Source organism: Mucilaginibacter sp. P1_D10, from assembly GCF_056406215.1.
In genome coordinates this window covers 222,015-243,789 of sequence record NZ_JBFUAP010000008.1, presented here as the reverse complement: position 1 = coordinate 243,789, position 21,775 = coordinate 222,015, and the positions used below count along the sequence as shown (strand labels likewise).

The 21,775-nt window shown below is 47.2% G+C and carries 18 protein-coding genes; 10 read left to right on the top strand and 8 right to left on the bottom strand.

What is annotated here, in order from left to right:
* Positions 1-18 precede the first annotated feature (18 nt).
* From AC1DYT_RS15210 to AC1DYT_RS15180, 7 genes are all read right to left on the bottom strand, one after another.
* Entirely contained in the window at positions 19-1,212 is a 1,194-nt protein-coding gene (locus tag AC1DYT_RS15210; protein ID WP_477470430.1) for a hypothetical protein, read from the bottom strand.
* Between the two features lie 132 nt (positions 1,213-1,344).
* Positions 1,345-1,635: a hypothetical protein gene (locus AC1DYT_RS15205; protein WP_477470429.1), complete on the bottom strand. Its 291-nt coding sequence runs from the start codon at positions 1,633-1,635 to the stop codon at positions 1,345-1,347.
* 62 nt (positions 1,636-1,697) lie between these two features.
* Complete coding sequence (locus AC1DYT_RS15200) at positions 1,698-2,441, bottom strand: hypothetical protein (RefSeq protein ID WP_477470428.1); 744 nt, start codon at positions 2,439-2,441, stop codon at positions 1,698-1,700.
* Between the two features lie 12 nt (positions 2,442-2,453).
* Complete coding sequence (locus tag AC1DYT_RS15195; RefSeq protein ID WP_477470427.1) at positions 2,454-3,284, bottom strand: type 1 glutamine amidotransferase; 831 nt, start codon at positions 3,282-3,284, stop codon at positions 2,454-2,456.
* Between the two features lie 124 nt (positions 3,285-3,408).
* Complete coding sequence (locus tag AC1DYT_RS15190; RefSeq protein ID WP_477470426.1) at positions 3,409-4,506, bottom strand: carboxylate-amine ligase; 1,098 nt, start codon at positions 4,504-4,506, stop codon at positions 3,409-3,411.
* Between the two features lie 311 nt (positions 4,507-4,817).
* Positions 4,818-5,882 carry an ATP-grasp domain-containing protein gene (locus tag AC1DYT_RS15185; RefSeq protein WP_477470425.1) on the bottom strand — a complete coding sequence of 355 codons (1,065 nt, stop codon included), beginning with the start codon at positions 5,880-5,882 and terminating at the stop codon, positions 4,818-4,820.
* Positions 5,883-6,041: 159 nt separating this feature from the next.
* Positions 6,042-6,749, bottom strand: coding sequence for an esterase family protein (locus tag AC1DYT_RS15180; protein ID WP_477470424.1), 708 nt, complete (start codon positions 6,747-6,749; stop codon positions 6,042-6,044).
* 157 nt (positions 6,750-6,906) lie between these two features.
* On the opposite strand from AC1DYT_RS15180, the gene AC1DYT_RS15175 reads away from it, so the two are divergent.
* The 7 genes from AC1DYT_RS15175 (at position 6,907) to AC1DYT_RS15145 (ending at position 14,175) form a co-directional block, all read left to right on the top strand.
* Positions 6,907-7,692, top strand: a complete 786-nt coding sequence (locus AC1DYT_RS15175) for an alpha/beta hydrolase (RefSeq protein WP_477470423.1) — start codon at positions 6,907-6,909, stop codon at positions 7,690-7,692.
* A gap of 230 nt (positions 7,693-7,922) precedes the next feature.
* Entirely contained in the window at positions 7,923-8,387 is a 465-nt protein-coding gene (locus tag AC1DYT_RS15170) for a hypothetical protein (protein WP_477470422.1), read from the top strand.
* An 86-nt stretch (positions 8,388-8,473) separates the two neighbouring features.
* Positions 8,474-9,091 (top strand): TetR/AcrR family transcriptional regulator, encoded by a 618-nt coding sequence (locus tag AC1DYT_RS15165; protein ID WP_477470421.1) that lies wholly within the window; start codon positions 8,474-8,476, stop codon positions 9,089-9,091.
* 82 nt (positions 9,092-9,173) lie between these two features.
* Positions 9,174-10,040 (top strand): hypothetical protein, encoded by an 867-nt coding sequence (locus AC1DYT_RS15160; RefSeq protein WP_477470420.1) that lies wholly within the window; start codon positions 9,174-9,176, stop codon positions 10,038-10,040.
* A gap of 35 nt (positions 10,041-10,075) precedes the next feature.
* Positions 10,076-11,887, top strand: coding sequence for a translational GTPase TypA (gene typA / locus AC1DYT_RS15155; RefSeq protein ID WP_477457563.1), 1,812 nt, complete (start codon positions 10,076-10,078; stop codon positions 11,885-11,887).
* 177 nt (positions 11,888-12,064) lie between these two features.
* Positions 12,065-13,381: a flippase gene (locus tag AC1DYT_RS15150; RefSeq protein WP_477470419.1), complete on the top strand. Its 1,317-nt coding sequence runs from the start codon at positions 12,065-12,067 to the stop codon at positions 13,379-13,381.
* 29 nt (positions 13,382-13,410) lie between these two features.
* Entirely contained in the window at positions 13,411-14,175 is a 765-nt protein-coding gene (locus AC1DYT_RS15145; protein ID WP_477470418.1) for a hypothetical protein, read from the top strand.
* Here the strand turns inward: AC1DYT_RS15145 and AC1DYT_RS15140 are convergent.
* On the bottom strand, positions 14,172-14,858 hold the full coding sequence (locus AC1DYT_RS15140) for an FkbM family methyltransferase (RefSeq protein ID WP_477470417.1): 687 nt from the start codon (positions 14,856-14,858) through the stop codon (positions 14,172-14,174). The two genes, AC1DYT_RS15145 and AC1DYT_RS15140, sit on opposite strands and share 4 nt — an antisense overlap.
* Positions 14,859-14,972: 114 nt before the next feature.
* On the opposite strand from AC1DYT_RS15140, the gene AC1DYT_RS15135 reads away from it, so the two are divergent.
* The 3 genes from AC1DYT_RS15135 to AC1DYT_RS15125 are packed head-to-tail and all read left to right on the top strand — an operon-like array spanning position 14,973 to position 21,750.
* On the top strand, positions 14,973-18,797 hold the full coding sequence (locus AC1DYT_RS15135; protein ID WP_477470416.1) for an Ig-like domain-containing protein: 3,825 nt from the start codon (positions 14,973-14,975) through the stop codon (positions 18,795-18,797).
* Positions 18,794-19,795: a PorP/SprF family type IX secretion system membrane protein gene (locus AC1DYT_RS15130; protein WP_477470415.1), complete on the top strand. Its 1,002-nt coding sequence runs from the start codon at positions 18,794-18,796 to the stop codon at positions 19,793-19,795. The genes AC1DYT_RS15135 and AC1DYT_RS15130 overlap by 4 nt, the downstream gene beginning before the upstream one ends.
* Positions 19,796-19,809: 14 nt before the next feature.
* Complete coding sequence (locus tag AC1DYT_RS15125; protein ID WP_477470414.1) at positions 19,810-21,750, top strand: OmpA family protein; 1,941 nt, start codon at positions 19,810-19,812, stop codon at positions 21,748-21,750.
* Positions 21,751-21,775: the final 25 nt, after the last annotated feature.

Genomic DNA, 21,775 nt, shown 5'->3' with positions numbered 1-21,775 from the left:
TCAATTGTTAACTGTTAACTATTTATGCATAAACGCCACAGTACCGCCCACCCAATCAAAATCTTTGTTATAACGTACGCCTATCATTTTGCCGCGGCTTAGGCGGGCAAGGTTTATGGCAAGGGTTGGCTGGGCATCTCCGTCGGGCCAGAGGTATAGCAGACGTATCTCTACCTTTACGCCGCCATCCGGGGCTTGCAGTACCGGCTCGTAGCTTACTTTTTCCTGCAATATCCAGTTTTCCGGGTCGGGTATTTTGGCGATATCGCCATCCATAATATCGATGATGACGCCCTGGCCTGCAAAGCTGAACAGCGGCTTGAGCACGTAGTCCTGCAGATTTTCGGGCACCTCTTTCAACTCGTGCAAAAACTGTGTCTTCGGGATGTATTCGCCTTGTAAAAAGGGCATAGTGAATTTACTGACGCGGTAGAACCAGTTGGGGTGTGTAATCCACTCCACATCCAGCGGCTGGCGGATATCCACCACTTTGCTGAATATTTCCGGGTCGCCCTCAATCTCATCGAATATCAAGCGGTTGTAGATTCGTTTTATCCGTTTCTTTTCTTCGCCACGCATATAAAATAGTTGGTCGCCCTCCTGTATCAAATCTTCCAGCGAAACCACGGGCGTGCCTATGTAACCCTCGGTAATGTAAAAATCTACCGCAGTTTTTTGTTTGGGAGCGTTCACGTCCATCAGCACCACTTCATCCGGCTGGTATGGACCGAGGATGGTTTTTTTGAGTAGCGCGAGATAACCTGCCTTGTCCAAGCCATTGAAATATATGCTTTGGTTGCCGGGGATATTGAAGGTATGCCGGTAATTTTCGGCCAGGTGCACCTGGAAACCATACAGCGATGGGAAGCCCTGCAGTTCTATCAGTTTGGGTACGATATTGCCTGCATCATCTTTACAAACCCCAAAATCAAGCGCGATGAAATGCGGATGGTCGTTTTCGTTGGCTACGCGCCATTTTTCGGGGATGGCACGCTCGGTAAGTTCTTTGAAACCTGGCGTCAATATGGTATCTACTATCTCCTGCCTTGCCTGCAGTAGCTTGTCCCTAAAGTCGTCCGTTAAAAAAACGGGGGTCTCCGCAATGCGGAATTCAATCGGGTTTTTGAGCCCATCGTTCAACGATAATAAGAACTCCGCGTACTTTTCTTCGGTGAAGTTTTGGTTGTAGGTGGTTCTGATAGATGGGTTCATAGCAGTTTGTTTGAGCAACAATGAGTTTAAACGATTCCTAAAATTGAACTTCAATTTTATCCTTTTATCTTATAAGATAGGCTATCAGTCGCCTGGCCATTTTGCTCGACGCGGTTATAAAGCCGAATAGTTTTAATTGTTGGGGTGATTCAAATATCGAATAAGTTTAAGGGCGCGCGAGGTTGATTCGTCAGCTTGTATATCATGAAAATCGATTACTTTTCCAATATTATCGCTTATATAATTTCCTATTCTTGCACTTAATGTGTCAAAGTTCACATCGAAATCATGATGTATTAATTCGTTAGCGTCATTGTGTAATCTAACATTATAAGCTCCATTCTCATCGGCTTCTAATGAGGTCTCTAAAATATATGCTTCTGATTTTCCTATTTCGTCACGTATTGCTAATGAAAATTTCATATATGTTGTTGTATTACGTCTGTATTTAGCATTATTCGTAAAATTATTTAAAGGGCTAATAATCAATAATCTTCCGGATTTTTAAATTGATTTTCTGTCATGTAATAATTATAGTCTTTTTCCCATTTTCTCTGCCTGAAATAGGCTTCGGATTCTAAGTTGACATTCAGTTGCTCTCGTTTTATTATTTTAGCTTTTAATTCTTTTAAACTATTTTCATCAAATAATATCCTCTCGCAATCTTCAATTGTACCCGTAAAAGCAGTGTTTTTATGACTGTAAATCTTACAGTTTACAGGAAAATAAGTAATCGGGAAACACAAACTTTTATTATTAAATAAATCATTGCTAATTGAGTAATCCACTTCGGAATTACTAGTGAAAAATTTATCCTTTTCGAGATAAAAACTATTTGAGTCAATACTGATTGTTTTATCATATTTAAGGACCTCTACACCTTTTTCATCTCCCTTAAAGGTGCTAAGTAAACATACTAACTGTACTATAACGTGAAAATCATTGTTATCAGAATATTCTTTAATTAAGCGAAAAATATTGAATAAAGGCTTTCTCTCTTTTATAATAATAGGCTTGTATTTGACAAAATTCAACTCATCGTCTACGACTGTAGCATAATCATTTTTAAATGATACCTCATAAGGTAACGTGTATGATGTACCATCAAAGGCAACATTCAGGGTATATTTCGCAATAGTATTTTTAATGTTTTCATTTATCACACTATCTAACTTGGGAACTATATTAAGTATCCAATGGTTTTGTAATGATGTAATAAGTAATTCCATTAAAATTGTGTTTTACGCCTCCACCCCCAATATCGCCGCATCCAAAAAATTGGGGATGATGGTGCTTTGGGTGTGGGCTATCTTGTCAGGGTCGTCCAATCGACGTAGCATTTCTTTGTACTTAGTTTCGCCGTGTTCGTTTATTACTTCTTCCTTTTTTTCTTCGCGCAATAGCATGGTTTTTATGCCCAGCGCGTCCGCCTCGGGATGGAACTGCGTAGCGATAAAGTATTCGTTAAAGCGTATGGCCATCATGGCGCGGGGCAGGTCAACATGCGGCCTTTCCTTTTCCAGTGCCAGCAAGGTCATGCCCAATTGTTCAAACCGGGCCATATCGGGGGTTATCACCTGCCAGCTGCGCGAATCGACAGTGTAGAATGGGTCGTAAAGATTCTCAAAAACCTGGTCCTGCTTGCCTTCATCGGTTAAATGCACCGGCAATATGCCGAATGATGGCGAGCGGCGCAGGCCTATCTCGCCAAGGCCATATTTACGGCACATCAGCTGGAATGAGTGGCACACAAAAAACACGTGCTTCTTATTGGGGCTATCGCTTTGGTTATGGGCCTCCAGTTTATCTATCAGCCTAAAGTATTTCTTCTCCCACTCAGTGCCTTCGCTATCTATCGGGCTGCCCGGGCCGCCGCTTGATATGTAAGCATCGAAATTGGTGCCGGGCACCTGTGCCTTGCGGCGTACATCAAAAACTTCGTAAGTTAAATTAAGGCCGTGCTTAGCCTTATAGCGCTCCAGTATCTCCCGGAAACCCCGCATCCCTTCGTTCGCAATGCCATCGTATAAATCAAGTATGGCAATCTTTATTTCCGGTTTATCTGTGTTCATTTGTCTTTGCTATCGTTTTGCCTCACAGCCTCACCCTGCCCTCTCCAAAGGAGAGGGTTCTAAAATTACAGAGCATAAGGCTTTTCAAAGCCCTCTCCTTTGGAGAAGGCTGGGTGTGGCTTTCTTATATCCCCTTCAACGTTTGCGATGTAATGTAATCTACAACGTCTTCAAAGTTATTGTTTTGGTTGTAAACGGCCAACTGCCTGTCGGCGCCGGTGCCGTGCTCTAATATTTTGTGCACGTATTGCAGGTCGTCGCGGCAGCCCAGGTCATCTACCACATCATCAATAAAATCAAGCAATTCCAATATCAGAGCACGGGTATTTACTTCCAGCTCCTTACCAAAATCTATCATTTTACCATCGATGCCGTAACGCGCTGCCCGCCATTTATTCTCGTTGATAAGCGCGCGGTTATAGGTGATAAACTTCATGTTGCTCAAGCGCAATTTGTAAAGCTTGGCGCAGATACACTGGAACAAGGCCACAAAAGTCATGGTTTCATCAATTAGCATTGGGCAGTCGCACACGCGGAACTCAATGGTCTCGAAGAAGGGGTGTACCCGCAAATCCCACCATATTTTTTTGGCGTTATCGATACAATTGGTTTTCACCAGCAGCTTTACGTAGTTGTCGTAGTCTTCAATACTGGCGAAATAATCGGGGATGCCCGTCCGCGGGAATTTATCGAACACCTTGGTACGGAACGATTTATAGCCAGTGTTCCTCCCCTCCCAAAACGGCGAGTTGGTTGATAGCGCATACACATGCGGCAGGAAATACCTCGCCTGGTTAGCGATATGTATAGCCATATCGCGCGATTGTATCCCCACGTGCACATGCAGCCCGAAGATGAGGTTTGAGCGGGCAGCTTCCTGCAGTTCGTCTACTATCTCGAAATACCTCGGGTGGTCGGTAATCAACTGGTGCTGCCAGTGCGAAAAGGGGTGCGTGCCCGCTGCACCTATACGCAGGCCGATATCGCCGGCCAGCTGAGCCACCGTGCCGCGCAATTTGCCCACTTCCTTGCGTGCTTCGGCGGTGTTGCGGCAAATGTGTGTGCCCACCTCCACAACCGCCTGGTGCATCTCGGCCTTTACCTGGTCCTCGTGTATCTTCTGCGCAGCATCCACAATTTTCTGCTCGTGCGATTTCAGTTCCCTGCTAACAGGGTCAATCACCATAAATTCTTCTTCAACACCTAAGGTAAATTCGTTCATAATTGGTTAGGGGCTTGGTTACCTATAATTTGGTTTCTTCTTTTTCAATTTTACTTCATGGTCAATATAAGGGCGTTGCCTTCGGCCCGGGCTTTCCGCTGCAAATCCTCGCCCTTGCCTCCCGCAGCCCATTGCACGGCTGTGGGTTTTACGCTTCATTCCCTAACGCGGATTGTCCTCGTGTTCCGTCCCTTAAAAGGGACGGCAATTAAGCAGTGTTGCCGCTTCATTGCCGTTGGTTTCAACCAACGGACGAGAGTTGTCCTACCATAGCTATGAGTTTCAAACCCATCGCTATGGTGTGAACTGCATTATTTCTTCGCCGCCTTTTTTGGCGCAGCCGCCGTCTTCGCCTTCTTAGGTTTCGGCTCCTCAATAGTTGCAACAGTGACATCTTCCGCTTTAGCTGCTTTTGCAGCCGCTACCAGTGGTTTTCCATTTACCCCGGTGCGCACATACTCGCCCCAGGTAAGATTGTCGCGATCATCTTTTTGGGCTTTGGCGCGTTCTATGGCGTAGCTGGCAGCGGTTTCTACCACCCATTCAAAATTATCCTGGCCAACGCTGGTTACTTCGGCATCCGGTGCAGGGTTACAGAAGTCTATAGCATACGGGATACCATCGCGCACGGCAAATTCTACGGTGTTGAAATCGTATCCTAAGTATTGGTTCAGCTGCAATACATATTTGGTAATGGTATCCAACATCGCTTTTGCTGCCGGTGCTTTGCCATGTTCGTAACGCAGGTGGTGCGGGTTACGCGGTTCGTACTGCATAATGCGCACGTGCTTGCCGCCAATGCAGTAGCAACGGAAGTAATCATCGAAAATAATTTCTTCCTGCAGCAGCATCACCAGTTGTTTGGTTTGCGCGAATTTCTCCCATAGGTCTTCCTTATCGCTAATTTTATAAACATCGCGCCAGCCCCCTCCGTCGAAAGGTTTCATATATGCCGGGAAGCCTACGTAATCGAATATCGCATCCCAATCCAGCGGGAACGCCAGGTTGCGGAAGGAGCGGTCGGTAGTGCTATCCGGGTGGTCTTTAGAGGGCAGCAGCACCGTTTTTGGCACGGGCACGCCCAGCTTTACCGCAAGGGCGTTGTTGAAAAATTTCTCGTCGGCACTCCACCAAAATGGGTTATTGATAACCGCCGTGCCGGTGATTGCTGCGTTTTTTAATGATGCCCGGTAGAAGGGCACATCCTGCGATATACGGTCGACAATTACCGAGTAGCCCAGCGGCTCGCCCTGCAGCATTTTATCGATGCGTACGAACTCCGCCGAGATGTTCTTTTCTGCTTTTTCGTTTATCTTATCTACGAATGCTTGTGGAAACGAATTTTCCTGTCCGAATAAGATGCCTATTTTTTTCATGGTAGTATGTAGTTAAAATCCTAAAATCTAATTTCTAAATGCTAAAGGAAGAAAATCTAAGATCTAATCCCTAAATTCTAAAAGCAAAATGCCAAAACTGGACTCCATTCTTAAAAAATCCCGCTTCCGGTCTCAAATCTCACATCTAATATCTCAAATCTATTTAATAGTGCTCAAATAATGCGGGAACATCTCGCGCCATATCGGCCAATCGTGGTTAGCAAAGGGGCGTATATCCAGCCAATGGTTAATGTTCTTGGCCTTCAAAATGTTCGACATTTCAATATTATACCCCTTGCACATATCGTGCTCCGATGTGCCCAAAATGATATTCATCCGCCACAGCCATTCGTTGTTGCTGCCCGGCACAAAATCAACCGGATTGTTGTAATACACGTTATCGTCATGATGGCCATCGGTAAACATCTTGATATCGAATGCGCCGCCCATGGTAAACAGGTGGGCCACTTTCTCGGGATGCTTAAACGCGAAGTTCGCGGCATGATAACCGCCAAAACTGCAGCCGGCAACAGCAACGCGGCCTACGCCGGTTTCGTGCTGCGCCCAGGGGATCAGCTCATCGGTCAGCATTTTATCATACCATGCGTAATTGCGTGCACGGTCCGCAGGGTGGATGCCTTTATCGTACCAGCTACGGTCGTCTATGGTATCTGGGCAGTAAATTTTTACCAGGCCTTCATCAACAAACCAGCGCGCGGCATCTATCAGGCCAAAATCTTTATTCTGGTGGAACCGCCCTTTGGTGGTAGGGAACAGGATCACGGGGTAACCCCGGTCGCCAAATACCAGCATTTCCAGGTCGAGATTGAGGTTGGGCGAATGCCAGCGGTGGTATTGTTCGATCAAGGCAGTACGTTTAAGAATGGTAAGTTAGCAGTATTTGTGTAAATGTCAACACTATGCCAAATAATTCTGTTTTAGCTAATTTAATAAAATCATAGCCGTACTTTTGTTCCCTTTATTTTATTAATTTGACATGTACACGTTTAGTACAACTATCGCAATGGCCATAACCACACAGGAACTCATCATCAAATCAACCGTACTCGAACGCGAAGTTACCTGTACCCTATTACTGCCCGATAACGCCGGGATAGAACCGCTGCACCTTTTATTGCTGAACGACGGGCAGGAACTGAAAAACCTGAAGCTTATAGATACCTTAGAAAACCTTTACGACCGCAATTGCCTTAGGCCGGTTTTAATTGTTGCCATACACGCAGGCGAGGAGCGCATACAGGAATACGGCATTGCGGGCAAGCCCGATTATAAAAAACGCGGCAGCAGAGCTGACTTGTACACGCAGTTCATCACTACCGAACTGCTGCCCGAGATACATAAAGTTACCGACATAGAGCACTTCGAGAGCACCGCATTCGCGGGATTTTCCCTGGGTGGCTTAACCGCTATGGATATTGCCTGGAACAACCCGGAATTGTTTGACAAAGTGGGCGCTTTCTCCGCATCCTTCTGGTGGAGAAGCAAGTACCTTACCAAAGGCTACACCGAAGCCGACCGCCTGATGCACAGCCAGCTTAAGGCCAGCGATGCTAAGCCAGCATTAAAATTCTGGCTACAAACCGGCACCAAAGATGAAACTGCCGACCGGAACAAGAACGGCATCATCGATTCTATCGACGACACCATTGATATCATCATCGAACTGGAAAAGAAAGGTTACACCCGTCCGGCGGATATCCAATACCTGGAAGTAGTAGGCGGCGGCCACGACACCGAAACCTGGGGCAAAGCTATGCCTAAGTTTTTGCAGTGGGCGTTTGGTAAATAGACACGATCTTTGGACTTTGTGGGGTTGTTTTACAGGATTTAGGGATTAATGGATTAGACTGGATTCTTTGACTCGTGTAATCAACTCCCATCTATGTCGAGCGATAGCGCGGCAATCGCGAATTAGCAGAGCGGATTGCAGGGGATAACGTCCTTTGCGTGCTGCTATAGTTTCATGGAGAATTCAATTTCCTTAAAATATATTGCACTCTCAATCGTCAGCATAATTGTATGTACAACCTAGTTCTTCCGCTGCATTCCCTTGTTCGATGGTTGGTATTGATCAGTTTACTGGTTGCCATCTTCCGGTCGTACCACGGCTGGCTTGGCCGAAGAGCGTATAGTAAATTTGACGAAAACTTAAGGCAGTCCACTGTCTCTATTATCCATCTGCAGTTTGTATTGGGTGTTTGGCTGTACGCCGTCAGCCCTATCACTACCTGGTTCATCCACCATTTCAATGAAGGGGTGCGCTTGCGAGAAATCCGTTTCTTCGGCATGGAGCATATTACCATGATGACTATTGCGGTAACGCTTATCACGATTGGATCCTCAAAAGCCAAACGAAAAACTACCGATTTAGATAAATTCCGCACCCAGGCTATATGGCTTACTATCGGTTTACTGGTGATATTGAGTTCAATCCCATGGGCATTTTCGCCACTTGTGCATAGGCCGTGGTTAAGAGGGTTTTAACTGGCCGAACTATAGATAACGGAGCTTTCGACAATATTATTTGCTTTTTTGAACAATGTTCATTTTCTTTGTACAGAAATAAGCAGATGACCACCGCCGACCGTAAAGTAAAAGAAAAGGAGCAATTAAAAACGCTGATATTAGACAGTGCCAGGAAACTGTTTGTAGAAAAAGGCGTAGCGCAAACTACCATCCGCAGTATTGCGCAGCACATAGATTACAGCGTGGGCACGGTGTATGTTTACTTTAAGGACAAGAACGCCATCCTGAACGAGCTGCATACACAGGGATTTGCACAATTAAGTAGTTTTTTTGAGGTACTGCGGCATGTGGAGAACCCAATGGAGCGCCTGATAGCCATGGGGCGGCTATATATCAAATTCGCTTTGGAGAACCCCGATATATACGAATTGATGTTTACGTTAAAAGCACCTATGGAAGTTTTGAGCGATGCCAACGAGGAGGAGTGGAAAGAAGGCACCAATGCTTTCGCGTTTTTAAAATCTACCGTAGAACAGTGCCTCAGCCAGCAGCATTTTAAAGGTCACCAGCCCGAACCGCTCACCTTTATGATTTGGAGCCTGGTACACGGCATGTGCAGCCTGCACATCAGCAACCGCACTGCCGGCGTGCGCCTGCAAAATGCCGAATACATTGTAACAGCCGGGTTTGAGGAGTTTGTAACGATGCTAAAAAAAGAATAGCTATTTTTTTACTCAATTAGTGAACAATGTTCAAATAATAAACATAGATTAATAATTTAATAAAAACTAAAAAATTGAAACCATGAACACGTTTTTAACAACTTTAAAATTAAGGAACGAACCGATGTTCTACTTCGGATTGATATGCCTGCTTAGCGCCTTGATGTTTTTATTGACAGCAAGTTTTAGTCGTGTGCAGGTTACAGGCAGCAACGCCTGGTATAAACCCACCAAGTTTGCCCTGTCAATCGGCATATTATGCTGGACTATGGGCTGGTTTATGCATTATCTACAACTTCCGCACCAAGTGAATGTTTATAATTGGGTTACTATAACCCTGTTAGGGTTCGAGCTGGTTTATATTGCTTTGCAGGCAGCGCGCGGGCAGCTATCGCATTTTAACCGCAGCACGCCATTGTATGCCGCACTTTATACCGCAATGGGACTGGCAGCCATGGCAGTTACCTTGCATACAGCTTATATCGGTGTGCTATTCTGTTCGCGACCGTTTCCGCAACTGCCCGATTATTATTTGCTCAGCATCCGGCTGGGTATCTTCCTGTTCGTAATCTTCGCGCTGGAAGGGGCGGTAATGGGTGCCCGGAATGCCCACACCATTGGCGGGCCGGATGGAGGTGGCGGCCTCCCCTTCCTCAATTGGAGCCGCCGGTTTGGCGACCCGCGCATCGCGCACTTCATAGGCATGCATGCCTTGCAGTTACTACCTCTGCTGGCTTTTTATTTGCTAAAAGATGTAAGGCTTACATGGCTCGCGGCCCTTGTATATGGTGCTATAGCGGTTTTGGTGCTGGCGCAGGCATTAAACGGGAAGCCGTTGGTGAGGCGCGTAATTTCCAGTACAAGCAAGCACCAATCATGTTACCAATCAATTAACTCTCCATCAAACAATTGTAAAAAGCAGTCAGCCCTTTCAAATCCCGAAATTTAAGCGTATCTTTGCGCCAAATTTAGAAGGGCATTTTCATGCAAAAAATAAGAAATATAGCGATCATCGCACACGTTGACCACGGTAAAACCACTTTGGTTGACAAAATTTTACACAGCTGCGCCATCTTCCGCGAAGGACAAGAAACAGGCGAACTGATCTTAGACAACAATGACCTGGAGCGCGAGCGTGGTATCACCATCGTATCGAAAAACGTTTCGGTTATGTATAAAGATGTTAAGATCAACATCATCGATACCCCTGGTCACGCCGACTTTGGCGGTGAGGTTGAGCGTGTATTGAAAATGGCTGATGGTGTTTTATTATTATGCGATGCATTTGAAGGCGCAATGCCTCAAACCCGCTTTGTTACCCAAAAAGCTTTGGCTTTAGGCTTAAAACCGATTGTGGTTGTAAACAAAGTGGATAAAGAAAACTGCCGCCCCGAGGAAGTTTACGAACAGATCTTCGAACTGTTCTTCAACCTTGAAGCTACCGAAGACCAACTGGATTTCCCGGTTATCTACGGTTCATCTAAACAAGGTTGGATGAGCACCGACTATAAAAAACCAACGGAAGATATTTTCCCATTGATGGATGCTATTTTAGCAAACATACAACCACCGCCAATTAGTGAAGGTACATTGCAAATGCAGATCACTTCGTTAGATTATTCATCTTTCGTAGGTCGTATCGCAATTGGCCGTGTGGCACGTGGTACTATCAAAGAAAACCAGCCGGTATCTTTGGTTAAGCGCGATGGCACTATCCAAAAATCACGTATTAAAGAGTTATACACCTTTGAAGGCTTAGGTAAGGTTAAAGCTACCTCTGTTAGCGCGGGCGATATTTGCGCGGTTGTTGGTATAGAAGGTTTTGATATTGGCGATACCATTGCCGATTTTGACAAACCGGAGCAACTGGCCGTTATAAAAATTGACGAGCCTACCATGAACATGCTGTTCACCATTAACACTTCACCGTTTTTTGGTAAAGAAGGCAAGTTTGTAACCTCACGCCACTTGCGTGATCGTTTATACAAAGAGATGGAAAAAAACCTGGCCCTGAAGGTTGTTGAAACCGAATCGCCGGATTCTTACCTGGTTTATGGCCGTGGTATCCTCCATTTATCTGTATTGATCGAGACCATGCGCCGCGAAGGTTACGAATTACAGGTTGGCCAGCCGCAGGTTATCATCAAAGAAATTGATGGTGTTAAATGCGAGCCGGTTGAAACCCTGATTGTTGATGTACCGGGCGAAGTTGCAGGTAAAGTTATTGAGCTGGTTACACAACGCAAGGGCGACCTGTTGGTAATGGAGCCTAAAGGCGATTTACAGCACTTAGAATTCGATATCCCGGCACGTGGTATTATCGGCTTACGTAACAACGTATTAACCGCAACAGGTGGCGAGGCTATCATGGCCCACCGCTTTAAAGCATACGAGCCATGGAAAGGCGTTATCCCTGGCCGCTTAAACGGTGTATTGGTATCTATGGATACCGGTAAAACCACTGCTTTCGCGATAGATAAGTTACAGGATCGTGGTCGTTTCCACATCGACCCGGGAACTGATGTTTACGAAGGCCAGGTTTTAGGCGAGCACATCCGCGATAACGATTTGGTTATCAACTTAACCAAAGGCAAGCAATTAACCAACATGCGTGCATCTGGTAGCGATACCAACGTGCGTATTGCACCTGCCATTAAATTCTCATTAGAAGAATCGATGGAGTATATCCAGGCCGACGAATACATTGAGGTAACCCCGCAAAGTATCCGTATGCGTAAGATCTATTTGAACGAGAACGAACGCAGAATTAACGCTAAAAAATTCCAGTCCCAGTAATTGGAGAATAGTTGATTGATGAGTGGTTGATTAGGTTTAACTATTTGCTGATAATAAATAAAAGAAAGGCCGTCCGTTAACTAACGGATGGCCTTTTTGCATGCTGTACCAATTCGAACAACCATTCACCACTCACTCAATCAACCATTCACCTAAAACATTACCTTTGCGCAAACTATGCGTATACCCGCCATTAAAGGATTCGACCAGCAAGCCCTTGAGAAGTATTTTAAGAATACGGGAATGCTTTTTGTGGGGCGCGTAGGTGGCCTGGCTATTAATATGATAGTGGGTATTTTTGTGACCCGCTACTTTGGCAGGGCGCAAAATGGAATATTCAGCGGGGCTACCATCTATATTTATTTTTTTTCGGCCGTCGCCACCCTGGGGCTCGACCAGTTCATTGTAAAAGAACTACACCAGTTCCCAAAAAACCGGGACCAAATTTTGGGCACCTCTTTCTGGCTAAAAACGATGGCTGGGTTTGCCTGTGTACCATTAATATGGCTGGCTTATCAGATCTATCCGGCTAAAGGCACTCCCTATTACTTTGTATTAATACTCTCCTCTATCGGGGTGTTGCAGGCACTGAACGTTATCGATTCGTATTTCCAAAGCGAAGTGCAGTCTAAATATATTATGCAAGTGCAGGTAACGGGCAAGCTGATATCCGCCCTGATAAAACTTTGGCTGATATGGGCACAAATGCCGCTGGTATATTTTATATATGCCTATGCGCTCGATTTCCTGCTCCTTTCTGTAGGGTATTTTTTCACTTACCAACGCAAAGGCCGCAATGTTTTCAACTGGAGCTTTAGCAGCCCGTTGGCTAAAAAAATGCTGTCGTTATCCTGGCCGTTGATTATCTCGGGGGTAATGGTAGCGCTTTATATGAAAATAGACGCTATCATGATTCAAAACATCATCGGCGTAAAAGAGGCCGGCGCATACGCGTCTGTAGCTTTACTAAGCGAGGCCTGGAATTTTGTCCCCTCGGTTATCGTTACATCGCTTTTCCCAGCCATTTTAAATGCCCGGCGCGACGATGCGGAGCGCTACCGTAAACGCCTGCAAAACCTGTACGACCTGATGGTGTACCTGAGCGTACCGGCTGCTATTATTATTACCTTTGCATCACACCTGATATATAAGATTTATACGCCCGAGTATGCTTATGCGGCACCTACGCTGTCGGTGCATATCTGGTCGGGAGTGTTTGTGTTTTTGGGGGCAGCAAACGGGCAATATTTAGTTGCCGAAAATTATGTGAAACTTACATTCATACGCTCTGCTTTCGGCGCGATTGTTAATATCGTTCTCAACCTGATATTGATACCGCGGATGGGGATGATGGGGGCTGCCATTGCCACACTCATAGGTTATGCCTGCTCCACCTTTTTTATATTGCTTATTCCAAGGGTGAGGGCACAGGGGGTTATGATGCTGAGATCGCTTTTATTTATTTCATTAAAAGATAATTCTTTAAAAGAATAGGTTATATTTGAATAACTAAATCTTTTACAATGAGGAGAATATTTACTTTCTACACCATATTTATAACGGCTATCACTGCACTCAGTTCTTGTGTAAAAGATCAGACTGCTATTGATGATCTTAAAAAATCCTGCCTTTACGATGATAAGGTTGATTATTTTAAGAAATGGGCCAACACCTTTACCGAAATTGATACCTACAACGCCGCTGGTGCAATTGAAAGCAAAACCTTCATCCACCCGATAGGCTACTTTCAGTTAAACAGCAACTCAACCTATAACGTTTTAAGCGATAACGTGCCTCTGAGCGGTGCCTGGGATATTACCGATAGCTGCCAGCTGGTGCTTGATCCTAAAGGGGCACTTGAACGAAAGTTTGATGTATTAAAACTCACTAACGACTCGCTGACCCTACGCCGCAAAGCGGGCAACAAACTTTATACACAGCATTACGTAGCCTACAAGTGCCCCACCCTTGCGCAATTGCAAAATCGCTGGGATAACACTTCTATCTATGTAGAAAGCTATGACGCGAACGGTGTAACAGGTTATTACACCATATTTCCTATCGGGTTTTTCCAGCTTAATGCCAATGCATCTTACAACAGGGTAAGTGATGGCGTGCCCTTAGATGGCACGTGGAGTCTTACCGATGGATGCCAGTTGCTGCTGGATAAAGGCACAGCCCTGGAGCGGAGTTTCGAAATTCAGCGAGTTACAACCGATTCACTTACCATATGGAGGAAGGACCAGGCTACACAAACCAACTATTTGCAAAAGTACGTTAAGCACTAAGCATTGTATTTAAAAAACAGGGTGCGCAGTGTTTTGGCAACCAGCTGGTACCCTTGTTTCTCTAAATAGGCGTATACTTCAGAACTGGTTAGGTTTTCAAAATCTATACGGTCTTCCACCAGGATGTACAATGGTTTGTATTTTGCCCAGTTGTTTGATTTTAAAACCTGCAGATCCAATCCTTCTACGTCAATAGTTAAAAAATCTATTTGCTGGCCGGCCGGCAGGTGTTTGTCCAGCACCTCGGATAGCGGCCAGGTTTCGATATCCACCTCCTTGGTGATGTGGTATTTTGCGGAAGTGGCGTTGCGCTCCTCGGATATTTCTTTAGAGAAACCGTTGAGGGCAGGTTCGTTAAAGCAGTAAAAGGTAAGCTTATCCTTTACGCTGCTGATGCCGATATTTAAGTTGATATCGTTCTTTCTGAAGATGTTGAATGCTTTTATCGCACCGGGCGTAGGCTCTATGTTGATACCACGCCAGCCTTTTTTGTAAAAGTGCTGCGTGTTAGAGAAGCGGTAAGGGTGATGCGCGCCAACATCTACAAAAAAGCCTTTATAGTTTTTCATACCCTCGTAAAAAGAGCGGAGCACCATGTCTTCCCCTTCTTGCGAGTAAGAGCTTACGGCCTTAAAATAGTGTACGGGTAAATATTTTAAGATAGCTTTCTTGAGATTGAACATAGCAGCAAAGAAACGATAATCTTTACACAGTTGAAAATGAAAAAGCCGGGGCCGGCGATGCAATAGCAAGCGTGGTTCTCGATATTATATATTATATTAGTTACAAATTAATACATGATAAAACCTTTACTACGATTACTTTTCCTGTTGCTGTTATTATCGCCCCTAACGGGTTATTGCCAGCTGCCCTACCCCAAATGGGTTAACGATATGGGCGGCGCGGGCGATAGCAAGCCGACCGGCATGGTTGCCGATGGCCAGAACAATATTTACGTGGCAGGTTATTTTAGCGGCACGGTAGATTTCGACCCATCTGCAGGGCAAAAAAACCTGACCTCGGCTGGGGGCTATGACATTTACGTGGCCAAATACAAAGCCGATGGCACGCTGGTTTGGGCGGTATCTATGGGCGGCAACGATCTGGATCAGGTGAATGCTATGGGTATAGATGCTAACGGCAACCCAACCATCATCGGCCAGTTCAGGTCGTTAAGCCTTAACGCAGGCGGATTTTTTCTGACGAGCACGGGCGATGAGGATATCTTCGTTATCCACATGGATACCAATGGCAACGTGCTATGGGCAAACACGCATGGCGCTTTCGGTACCGACCGTGGCGAGCAGGTGACTGCCGATGCGCAGGGCAACGTAATAGCCACGGCAATCTTCCAGCAAACTATTAGCGTTGGCAGCCATACCGAAACTGCCCCGGGCGGCTTCGGTGCGTTGGTTATAAAGTACAATTCGGCGGGTGTGGTGCAATGGGACATCAACCTAAGCAGCAACGGCGGCGATACGCAGGTATTCGGCAACGGTATCGATAGCCAGGGCAACGTGGTGGTTTCCGGCTCGTACTCGGGCACGGTAGATTTCGACCCTTTGGGTGCGCATCAAAACTCACCTACGTTCGGTTCCAATACCCCTTTCCTCGCCAAATACACGCCTGCGGGTAAATTGATATGGGTTAAATATGTCGGCGGCAGCTTCGTCAACAATGGTTCGGCTTTGAGTATAGATGCTAATGATGATATTTATTTTACGGGCTCTTTTGCTACGCCGCTTACCTTCAATGGCAGCACGGTTTTAAATTTATCTGGCTACCAGGACACCTTTCTGGCTAAGTATTTATCCAACGGCACTTTCGCATTCGCCAAAGATATAGGCGGCTTCAACGCGGGCTCGTTCAACTACATGATACGGAACGACACGGCTAAGAATGTTTACATCACCGGCTATTTTACCGGCACGATAGATTTTAACCCTGCTGCAGCCGTAGCCAATGTGGCCGACCATGGGCAACGCGATTTTTACCTGGCCAAATACGATTTGAACGGCAATTACCAATGGGCCTTTAGCGCCGGCAGCCCAAATTGCAACCTTACCCTGGGTATAGAGATTGCCGTGATAAACGTTGACGATGTGGTGCTGGGCGGGTCGTTCTGCTCTACAGTAAATTTCGACCCTTCTGCCTGTACCGTAACCAACCGCACTGCCCAAAATTTCACCTCCGATAGCTTCGTAGCCAGGTACGTGCAGGGGGCAAGCGCAATTACGCAGATTACCGGTTTCACCGTGCCGCCGCAAATTGCGCCTGCGGTTATTGATCAGGCAAACCTAACGGTTACCGTTGCCGTGCCGCACAACACCAATGTAACCGCATTAGTGCCAACAATAGTCGTAAGCAACAGCGGCGCGCTTTCGCCGGCATCGGGTGTTGCGCAAAATTTCACCAATCCGGTAAACTATACCGCCAGCGGCGGTTGCGCACCCATAGTTTATAAAGTAACCGTATTAGTTGCCAAAGCGATTACCACTTGTTCGGGCACCGCCAATACCATCGCAGGCGATACCCCCCTCCCCGCCGGCACAATAGCCTGGCAGGTACTACAAAACGGCAGTTGGGTAAACGCTCCGGGCACTATCAATGCTGCCAATTACCAAACCTCGGCACTGGTGAACAATGCCGCTGCAGACATAACATTCAACCTGCGCCGGCAAATTACAGCAGCGGGCGGATCCATTGCTTATGATTCGTATTATGAGGTTACTGTGCAGTCCTCAACGGCAATAACCAGCAATACGGCTACGGCACCCGCAGTAAGCAGCTTTTGCGGCACCGGCGACCCGGCCAGCATAACCGGCTCAACGCCTGTAGGCGGCAATGGCGTTTATGTTTACCAATGGCAACGCTCGGCAGATAACGTAACCTTTACGGATATTGCCGGTGCTACCGCTAAAGATTACGACCCAGCGGCCGTCAGCGCCACTACCTATTACCAACGCATCGTATCATCGGGCACATGCGTGGCTTCGGTAAAAAGTAATGTAATTGCTATCAACGTAACGCCCGCCATCGGCAATAATACGATTACGGCTCCTGCGGTAACCTCATTTTGCGCCACAGGCGATGCGGCCATAATTACCGGCAGCACGGCAACAGGCGGTACCGGCAATTATACCTACCAATGGCAACGCTCGGCAGATAACGTAACTTTTACAGATATTGCTGCCGCTACAACTAAAGATTATAACCCCGCTGCCTCCAACAGCACGGTTTACTACCGCAGGTCGGTAACATCGGGCGTTTGCAACGTATTGAGCAACGTGGTAACCATTACCGTTTTGCCGCAACCCGCCAACGTGGTATTGACCGCCGTTGCCCCTATATGCGCAGGTAGCAACGCAAACCTTTCGGTAAGCGCGCCAGATGCCGGCCTTACCTACACCTGGTACGATTCGCCCGCCAAGGCCAACACGTTATTTATTGGGGCTACATTTACCACTAATCCGCTAAACGGAAACCAAACCTATTACGTAGAGGCTTCTAACGGTACCTGCACATCTCCTACGATTACCGGCGTTACCGTAACCGTAGTGCAAATGCCGGCTAACCCTGCCGTGGCCACCAACCCGGTATCGGTATGCAACGGCACGCCGGCCACTTTAAATATTGCCGGCCCGCAGGTGGGTTTGACTTATAAATGGTACAGCACAGCTGCAGGTACTACGCCTGCATTCACAGGCCAGCAGTTCGTAACCGGGCCCTTAACTACCAATACCGTTTATTATGTTGATGCAACTAACGCCACAGGCTGCGTATCGCAGCGTACGCCTGTTACGGTAAATATCCTGGCAGCGCCATCCATAGCAGCACAGGGGGCAACCATTTGCGCAGGTAGCGGGGCTACGCTTACTGCCAGCAGCACCGATAATAATGTCACCATAAGATGGTATGCCAATGCAACAGGCGGCAACAGCGTTTTTACGGGCGCAAGTTTTACTACCCAGCCGGTTAATGCCGCAACCACCTACTATGCCGAGGCTACCAATAACGCCACTGGCTGCGTTTCTGTGGCGCGCGCGCCTGCAACCCTACAGCTCGCACAGCCATTACCAGCACCCGTGATAACCCCGTTGGATGTGACGGCAACAAGCGTATCCTTCAGGTGGGAACCCGTACCAAATGCAACAGGCTACCTGCAAAGCCTGGATAACGGCCAAACATTCGTGGCCGTAGCCACCGGGAATGCCGGGGTAACCATTGGTGTGCAAGGGATGAATCCCGGCCAAACGGTCAATGTCATCATCAAAGCAACCGGCCCATTACCTTGCCAGCTAAGCAGCAATTCTAACGTGGTAACGCTTACCGCCGTAGACCCGCTTGCCGACCAGATATACGTTGCCAACGCGTTTACGCCAAATGGCGACGGGAAAAACGATGTTGCATACGTGCATAGCGAAAACATCAACACCCTTAAGTTCTCGGTGTACGATCAATGGGGCGAACTGCTGTTCTCATCGGTAAGCGTGCAGAACGGCTGGGATGGCACCTTCAAAGGGAAAGCCGAACCTGCAGGCGTGTATGTTTATTACGTACAGGCAACCATGAAAACCGGCAAGCAAATAAATAAAAAAGGCACCATTACATTAATCAGGTGAAAAAGATATCCATACTCATAACATCTCTGCTGCTGTTGGGGGCTACCGCCAGGCTACAAGCCCAGGTAGATCCTCACTTTTCGCAGTATTACGCTTATCCGCTGTGGCTAAACCCGGCGCTTACCGGCGTTACCGACGGGCAAACCCGCATCAACGGCAACTTTAAAGAGCAATGGAGCGGGCTGCCCAATGGCTATAAAACCGGCGGCATTTCTTTAGATACCAGGGCCAGCGATAAGGTGGGCCTGGGTTTCAATATCATCAACCAGGCCGCAGGCACGGCAGGCTACAATTATTTTGCAGGATACGGCTCTTTCGGTTATGGCGTAGCCATATCGGCAGACGGCACGCAAAAGCTGCATTTCGGCGTGCAGGCGGGCATCATCAACCGAAGTTTCGATCCAAGCAAGCTACAAACCGATAACCAATACACCCCCGGCGGCGGGTACGACCCCAACCTCCCCACCTTAGAAAACTTTACCAGCACCAACGTCACGGTTTTTGATGCCAGCGCGGGTATCTTTTATTTCGATGGCGACCCAGCGCATAAGGCAAACGTATTTGCCGGCGTAAGCCTGGCGCACTTGACCTCGCCCAGCAATCCCTTTACTACAGGCGGCGTAAGCAGCAAGCTGCCTTACCGGTTCAATGCGCATGGCGGTGTTAAAATAAAAGCATCAGAAGGTTTCGATGTTACGCCGCATGCGGTTTACATCAGCCAGCAAAAAAACAGTATCAAGGCCCTCGGGTTATACTCCGAAATAAAGCTGGATGAGGATAACGGCTTAATATTAGGTGGCCTTTACCGCTTTGGCGATGCCGCCGTGGCCAATGCAGGCTACCATGTAAAAAGCCTGGTTATCGGCATGAGCTATGATTTCAACACATCGCAGTTGCGCACAGCCACCAACGGCGCGGGCGGCTTCGAGCTTTCTATCAGCTATGTTTTCCGTAAACGAATCGCAAATGCCCCTGCTGAAGTTTGCCCCAGGATTTAACGCAAAGTATATATATGAAATCGATAATATTAATGCTTCTGGCCGCTCTTGCATGCACAAGCACATATGCGCAGTACCGCGAAATCAAAAAAAAGGCCGACGACAGTTTCGACCAGGGCAAATACTTTGAGGCCGCTTTTAATTACGAAAAGCTGACCGATAGCAGCAAAGCCGTTAACCTCAGCATCCCTACCTATATAAGCCGCAACGACAACAATAAGAAAATATCGGAAGACCGTCCGTTTATTTACTATCGCCTGGCAGAATCGTACCGCCTTTACCAAAACTACCATAACGCCGAGAAATGGTACGAGAAGGTGTTGAGCAACGGTTTCGGTGCCGATTACCCTTTAACGCGTTTATGGTATGGCATATGCTTACGGGCCAACGAACACTTCGACGCCTCGATAGCGCAGCTGCAGCAATTTATTAAGGCAGGGTTTAAAAGCGATGCCAAATTTAAGGCAATGGCAGATCGCGAATTGGCGGCAAGCCTGCTGGCCAAGCAACAATACGCTGCCACCACTAATACCACCACCAGTAAATTAAACGAGGCTTGGAACAATGAAGGCGGCAACTACGCCCTCATCAAAAACAATGGCACGTTCTGGCTCACCTCAACCAGCTACAGTAAAACAGCCAACAAATACCTCAACAATATTTACAAAGACGAGGCCGGCAACCCGCTGGTACCCGGCAAAATAGTTGCCGCCGAGGGCAGCAGCTATACAGAGTTCGGCACGCCATCGCTCAATAAAGCAGGCAACCGCATGTATTTTACCGCATGGAACAAAAATGGCAGCAAAGCCAGCCTGGCGGTATGCTACAGTGCCAACTTCGGCAATGGCTGGTCGGTACTGCGGAAACTTAAAAACGTAAACGCCGATGGCTACAACGCCATGCAGCCCCGGGTTACCGATGATGGCAAACGCCTCTATTACGCATCAGACAAACCTGGTGGGCAAGGCGGCTATGATATTTGGATGAGCGACCTTGATGCTGATGGCAATGCTATCAACAGCGTAAACTTAGGTAACCGAGTAAACTCCGCTTACGACGAGGAGGCCCCTTTTTACGATGCGGCTAAAAGCCGCCTGGTGTACAGCTCTAAAGGTTTTACCGGAATAGGCGGGTTCGATTTTTTCGAAAGCTTCGCTAACGGCAACCAATGGTTGGCACCCAAAAACTTGGGGTACCCAGCAAATTCTTCTAAAGATGACCTCTATTACTTCCAGGATACGGATGATGCGCATAAGGCCTACCTAAGCAGTGACCGCGCCTCAGATTGCTGCCTCGCTGTATTCGTACTGAACGAAAAACCCATCTACATACGCGGCACCGTTGTAGCGTGCGATTCGGCCGGGGCATTAACGGGTGTTAAGGTGAGCCTGGTAGATGCGGGCTCGGGCCAGTCCATCAGTTCGGCCCAACCGGGCGCCGGCGGCGCATATGACTTAACCATATACCAACGCCGCAACTACCAGTTGAAGATAGAGAAAGAAGGTTTTTTTACTAAAACCGTAACGCTTAACCTCACATCCAATACCGATACCTTGTATAGCCAGCAAATTTGCTTGCAGGGCTTCGTGGTAAAAAAACCGATCGTATTGAATAATATCCTGTACGACTATAACAAGGCCGATTTGCGCCCCGAAGCGAAGGTAGCGTTGGATAACCTGGTAGAGATATTGAAAGATAACCCAACCCTGAAGATTGAATTAGCAGCCCACACGGATGCAATCGGTCCCGATGCAGCCAACCTTAACCTTTCTCAACTGCGCGCGCAGGCCTGCGTGGATTATATTTTGGCAAGCGGCATCAGCAAGGACAGGCTTTACGCCAAAGGCTATGGTGAAAGTAAGCCTGTTGCCCCAAACACGCTTCCTGGCGGTGCAGATAACCCTGCGGGCCGCCAGCTTAACCGCCGCACCGAGTTTACCATTTTAGGCAAATAAAAACATTTTGAACGTTTGCGCAATA

Coding starts and splice junctions, on each gene's coding strand:
- AC1DYT_RS15210 (WP_477470430.1), bottom strand. CDS start 1,212: ATGAACCCATCTATCAGAACCACCTACAACCAAAACTTCACCGAAGAA.
- AC1DYT_RS15205 (WP_477470429.1), bottom strand. CDS start 1,635: ATGAAATTTTCATTAGCAATACGTGACGAAATAGGAAAATCAGAAGCA.
- AC1DYT_RS15200 (WP_477470428.1), bottom strand. CDS start 2,441: ATGGAATTACTTATTACATCATTACAAAACCATTGGATACTTAATATA.
- AC1DYT_RS15195 (WP_477470427.1), bottom strand. CDS start 3,284: ATGAACACAGATAAACCGGAAATAAAGATTGCCATACTTGATTTATAC.
- AC1DYT_RS15190 (WP_477470426.1), bottom strand. CDS start 4,506: ATGAACGAATTTACCTTAGGTGTTGAAGAAGAATTTATGGTGATTGAC.
- AC1DYT_RS15185 (WP_477470425.1), bottom strand. CDS start 5,882: ATGAAAAAAATAGGCATCTTATTCGGACAGGAAAATTCGTTTCCACAA.
- AC1DYT_RS15175 (WP_477470423.1), top strand. CDS start 6,907: ATGGCCATAACCACACAGGAACTCATCATCAAATCAACCGTACTCGAA.
- AC1DYT_RS15170 (WP_477470422.1), top strand. CDS start 7,923: ATGTACAACCTAGTTCTTCCGCTGCATTCCCTTGTTCGATGGTTGGTA.
- AC1DYT_RS15165 (WP_477470421.1), top strand. CDS start 8,474: ATGACCACCGCCGACCGTAAAGTAAAAGAAAAGGAGCAATTAAAAACG.
- AC1DYT_RS15160 (WP_477470420.1), top strand. CDS start 9,174: ATGAACACGTTTTTAACAACTTTAAAATTAAGGAACGAACCGATGTTC.
- typA (WP_477457563.1), top strand. CDS start 10,076: ATGCAAAAAATAAGAAATATAGCGATCATCGCACACGTTGACCACGGT.
- AC1DYT_RS15150 (WP_477470419.1), top strand. CDS start 12,065: ATGCGTATACCCGCCATTAAAGGATTCGACCAGCAAGCCCTTGAGAAG.
- AC1DYT_RS15145 (WP_477470418.1), top strand. CDS start 13,411: ATGAGGAGAATATTTACTTTCTACACCATATTTATAACGGCTATCACT.
- AC1DYT_RS15140 (WP_477470417.1), bottom strand. CDS start 14,858: ATGTTCAATCTCAAGAAAGCTATCTTAAAATATTTACCCGTACACTAT.
- AC1DYT_RS15135 (WP_477470416.1), top strand. CDS start 14,973: ATGATAAAACCTTTACTACGATTACTTTTCCTGTTGCTGTTATTATCG.
- AC1DYT_RS15125 (WP_477470414.1), top strand. CDS start 19,810: ATGAAATCGATAATATTAATGCTTCTGGCCGCTCTTGCATGCACAAGC.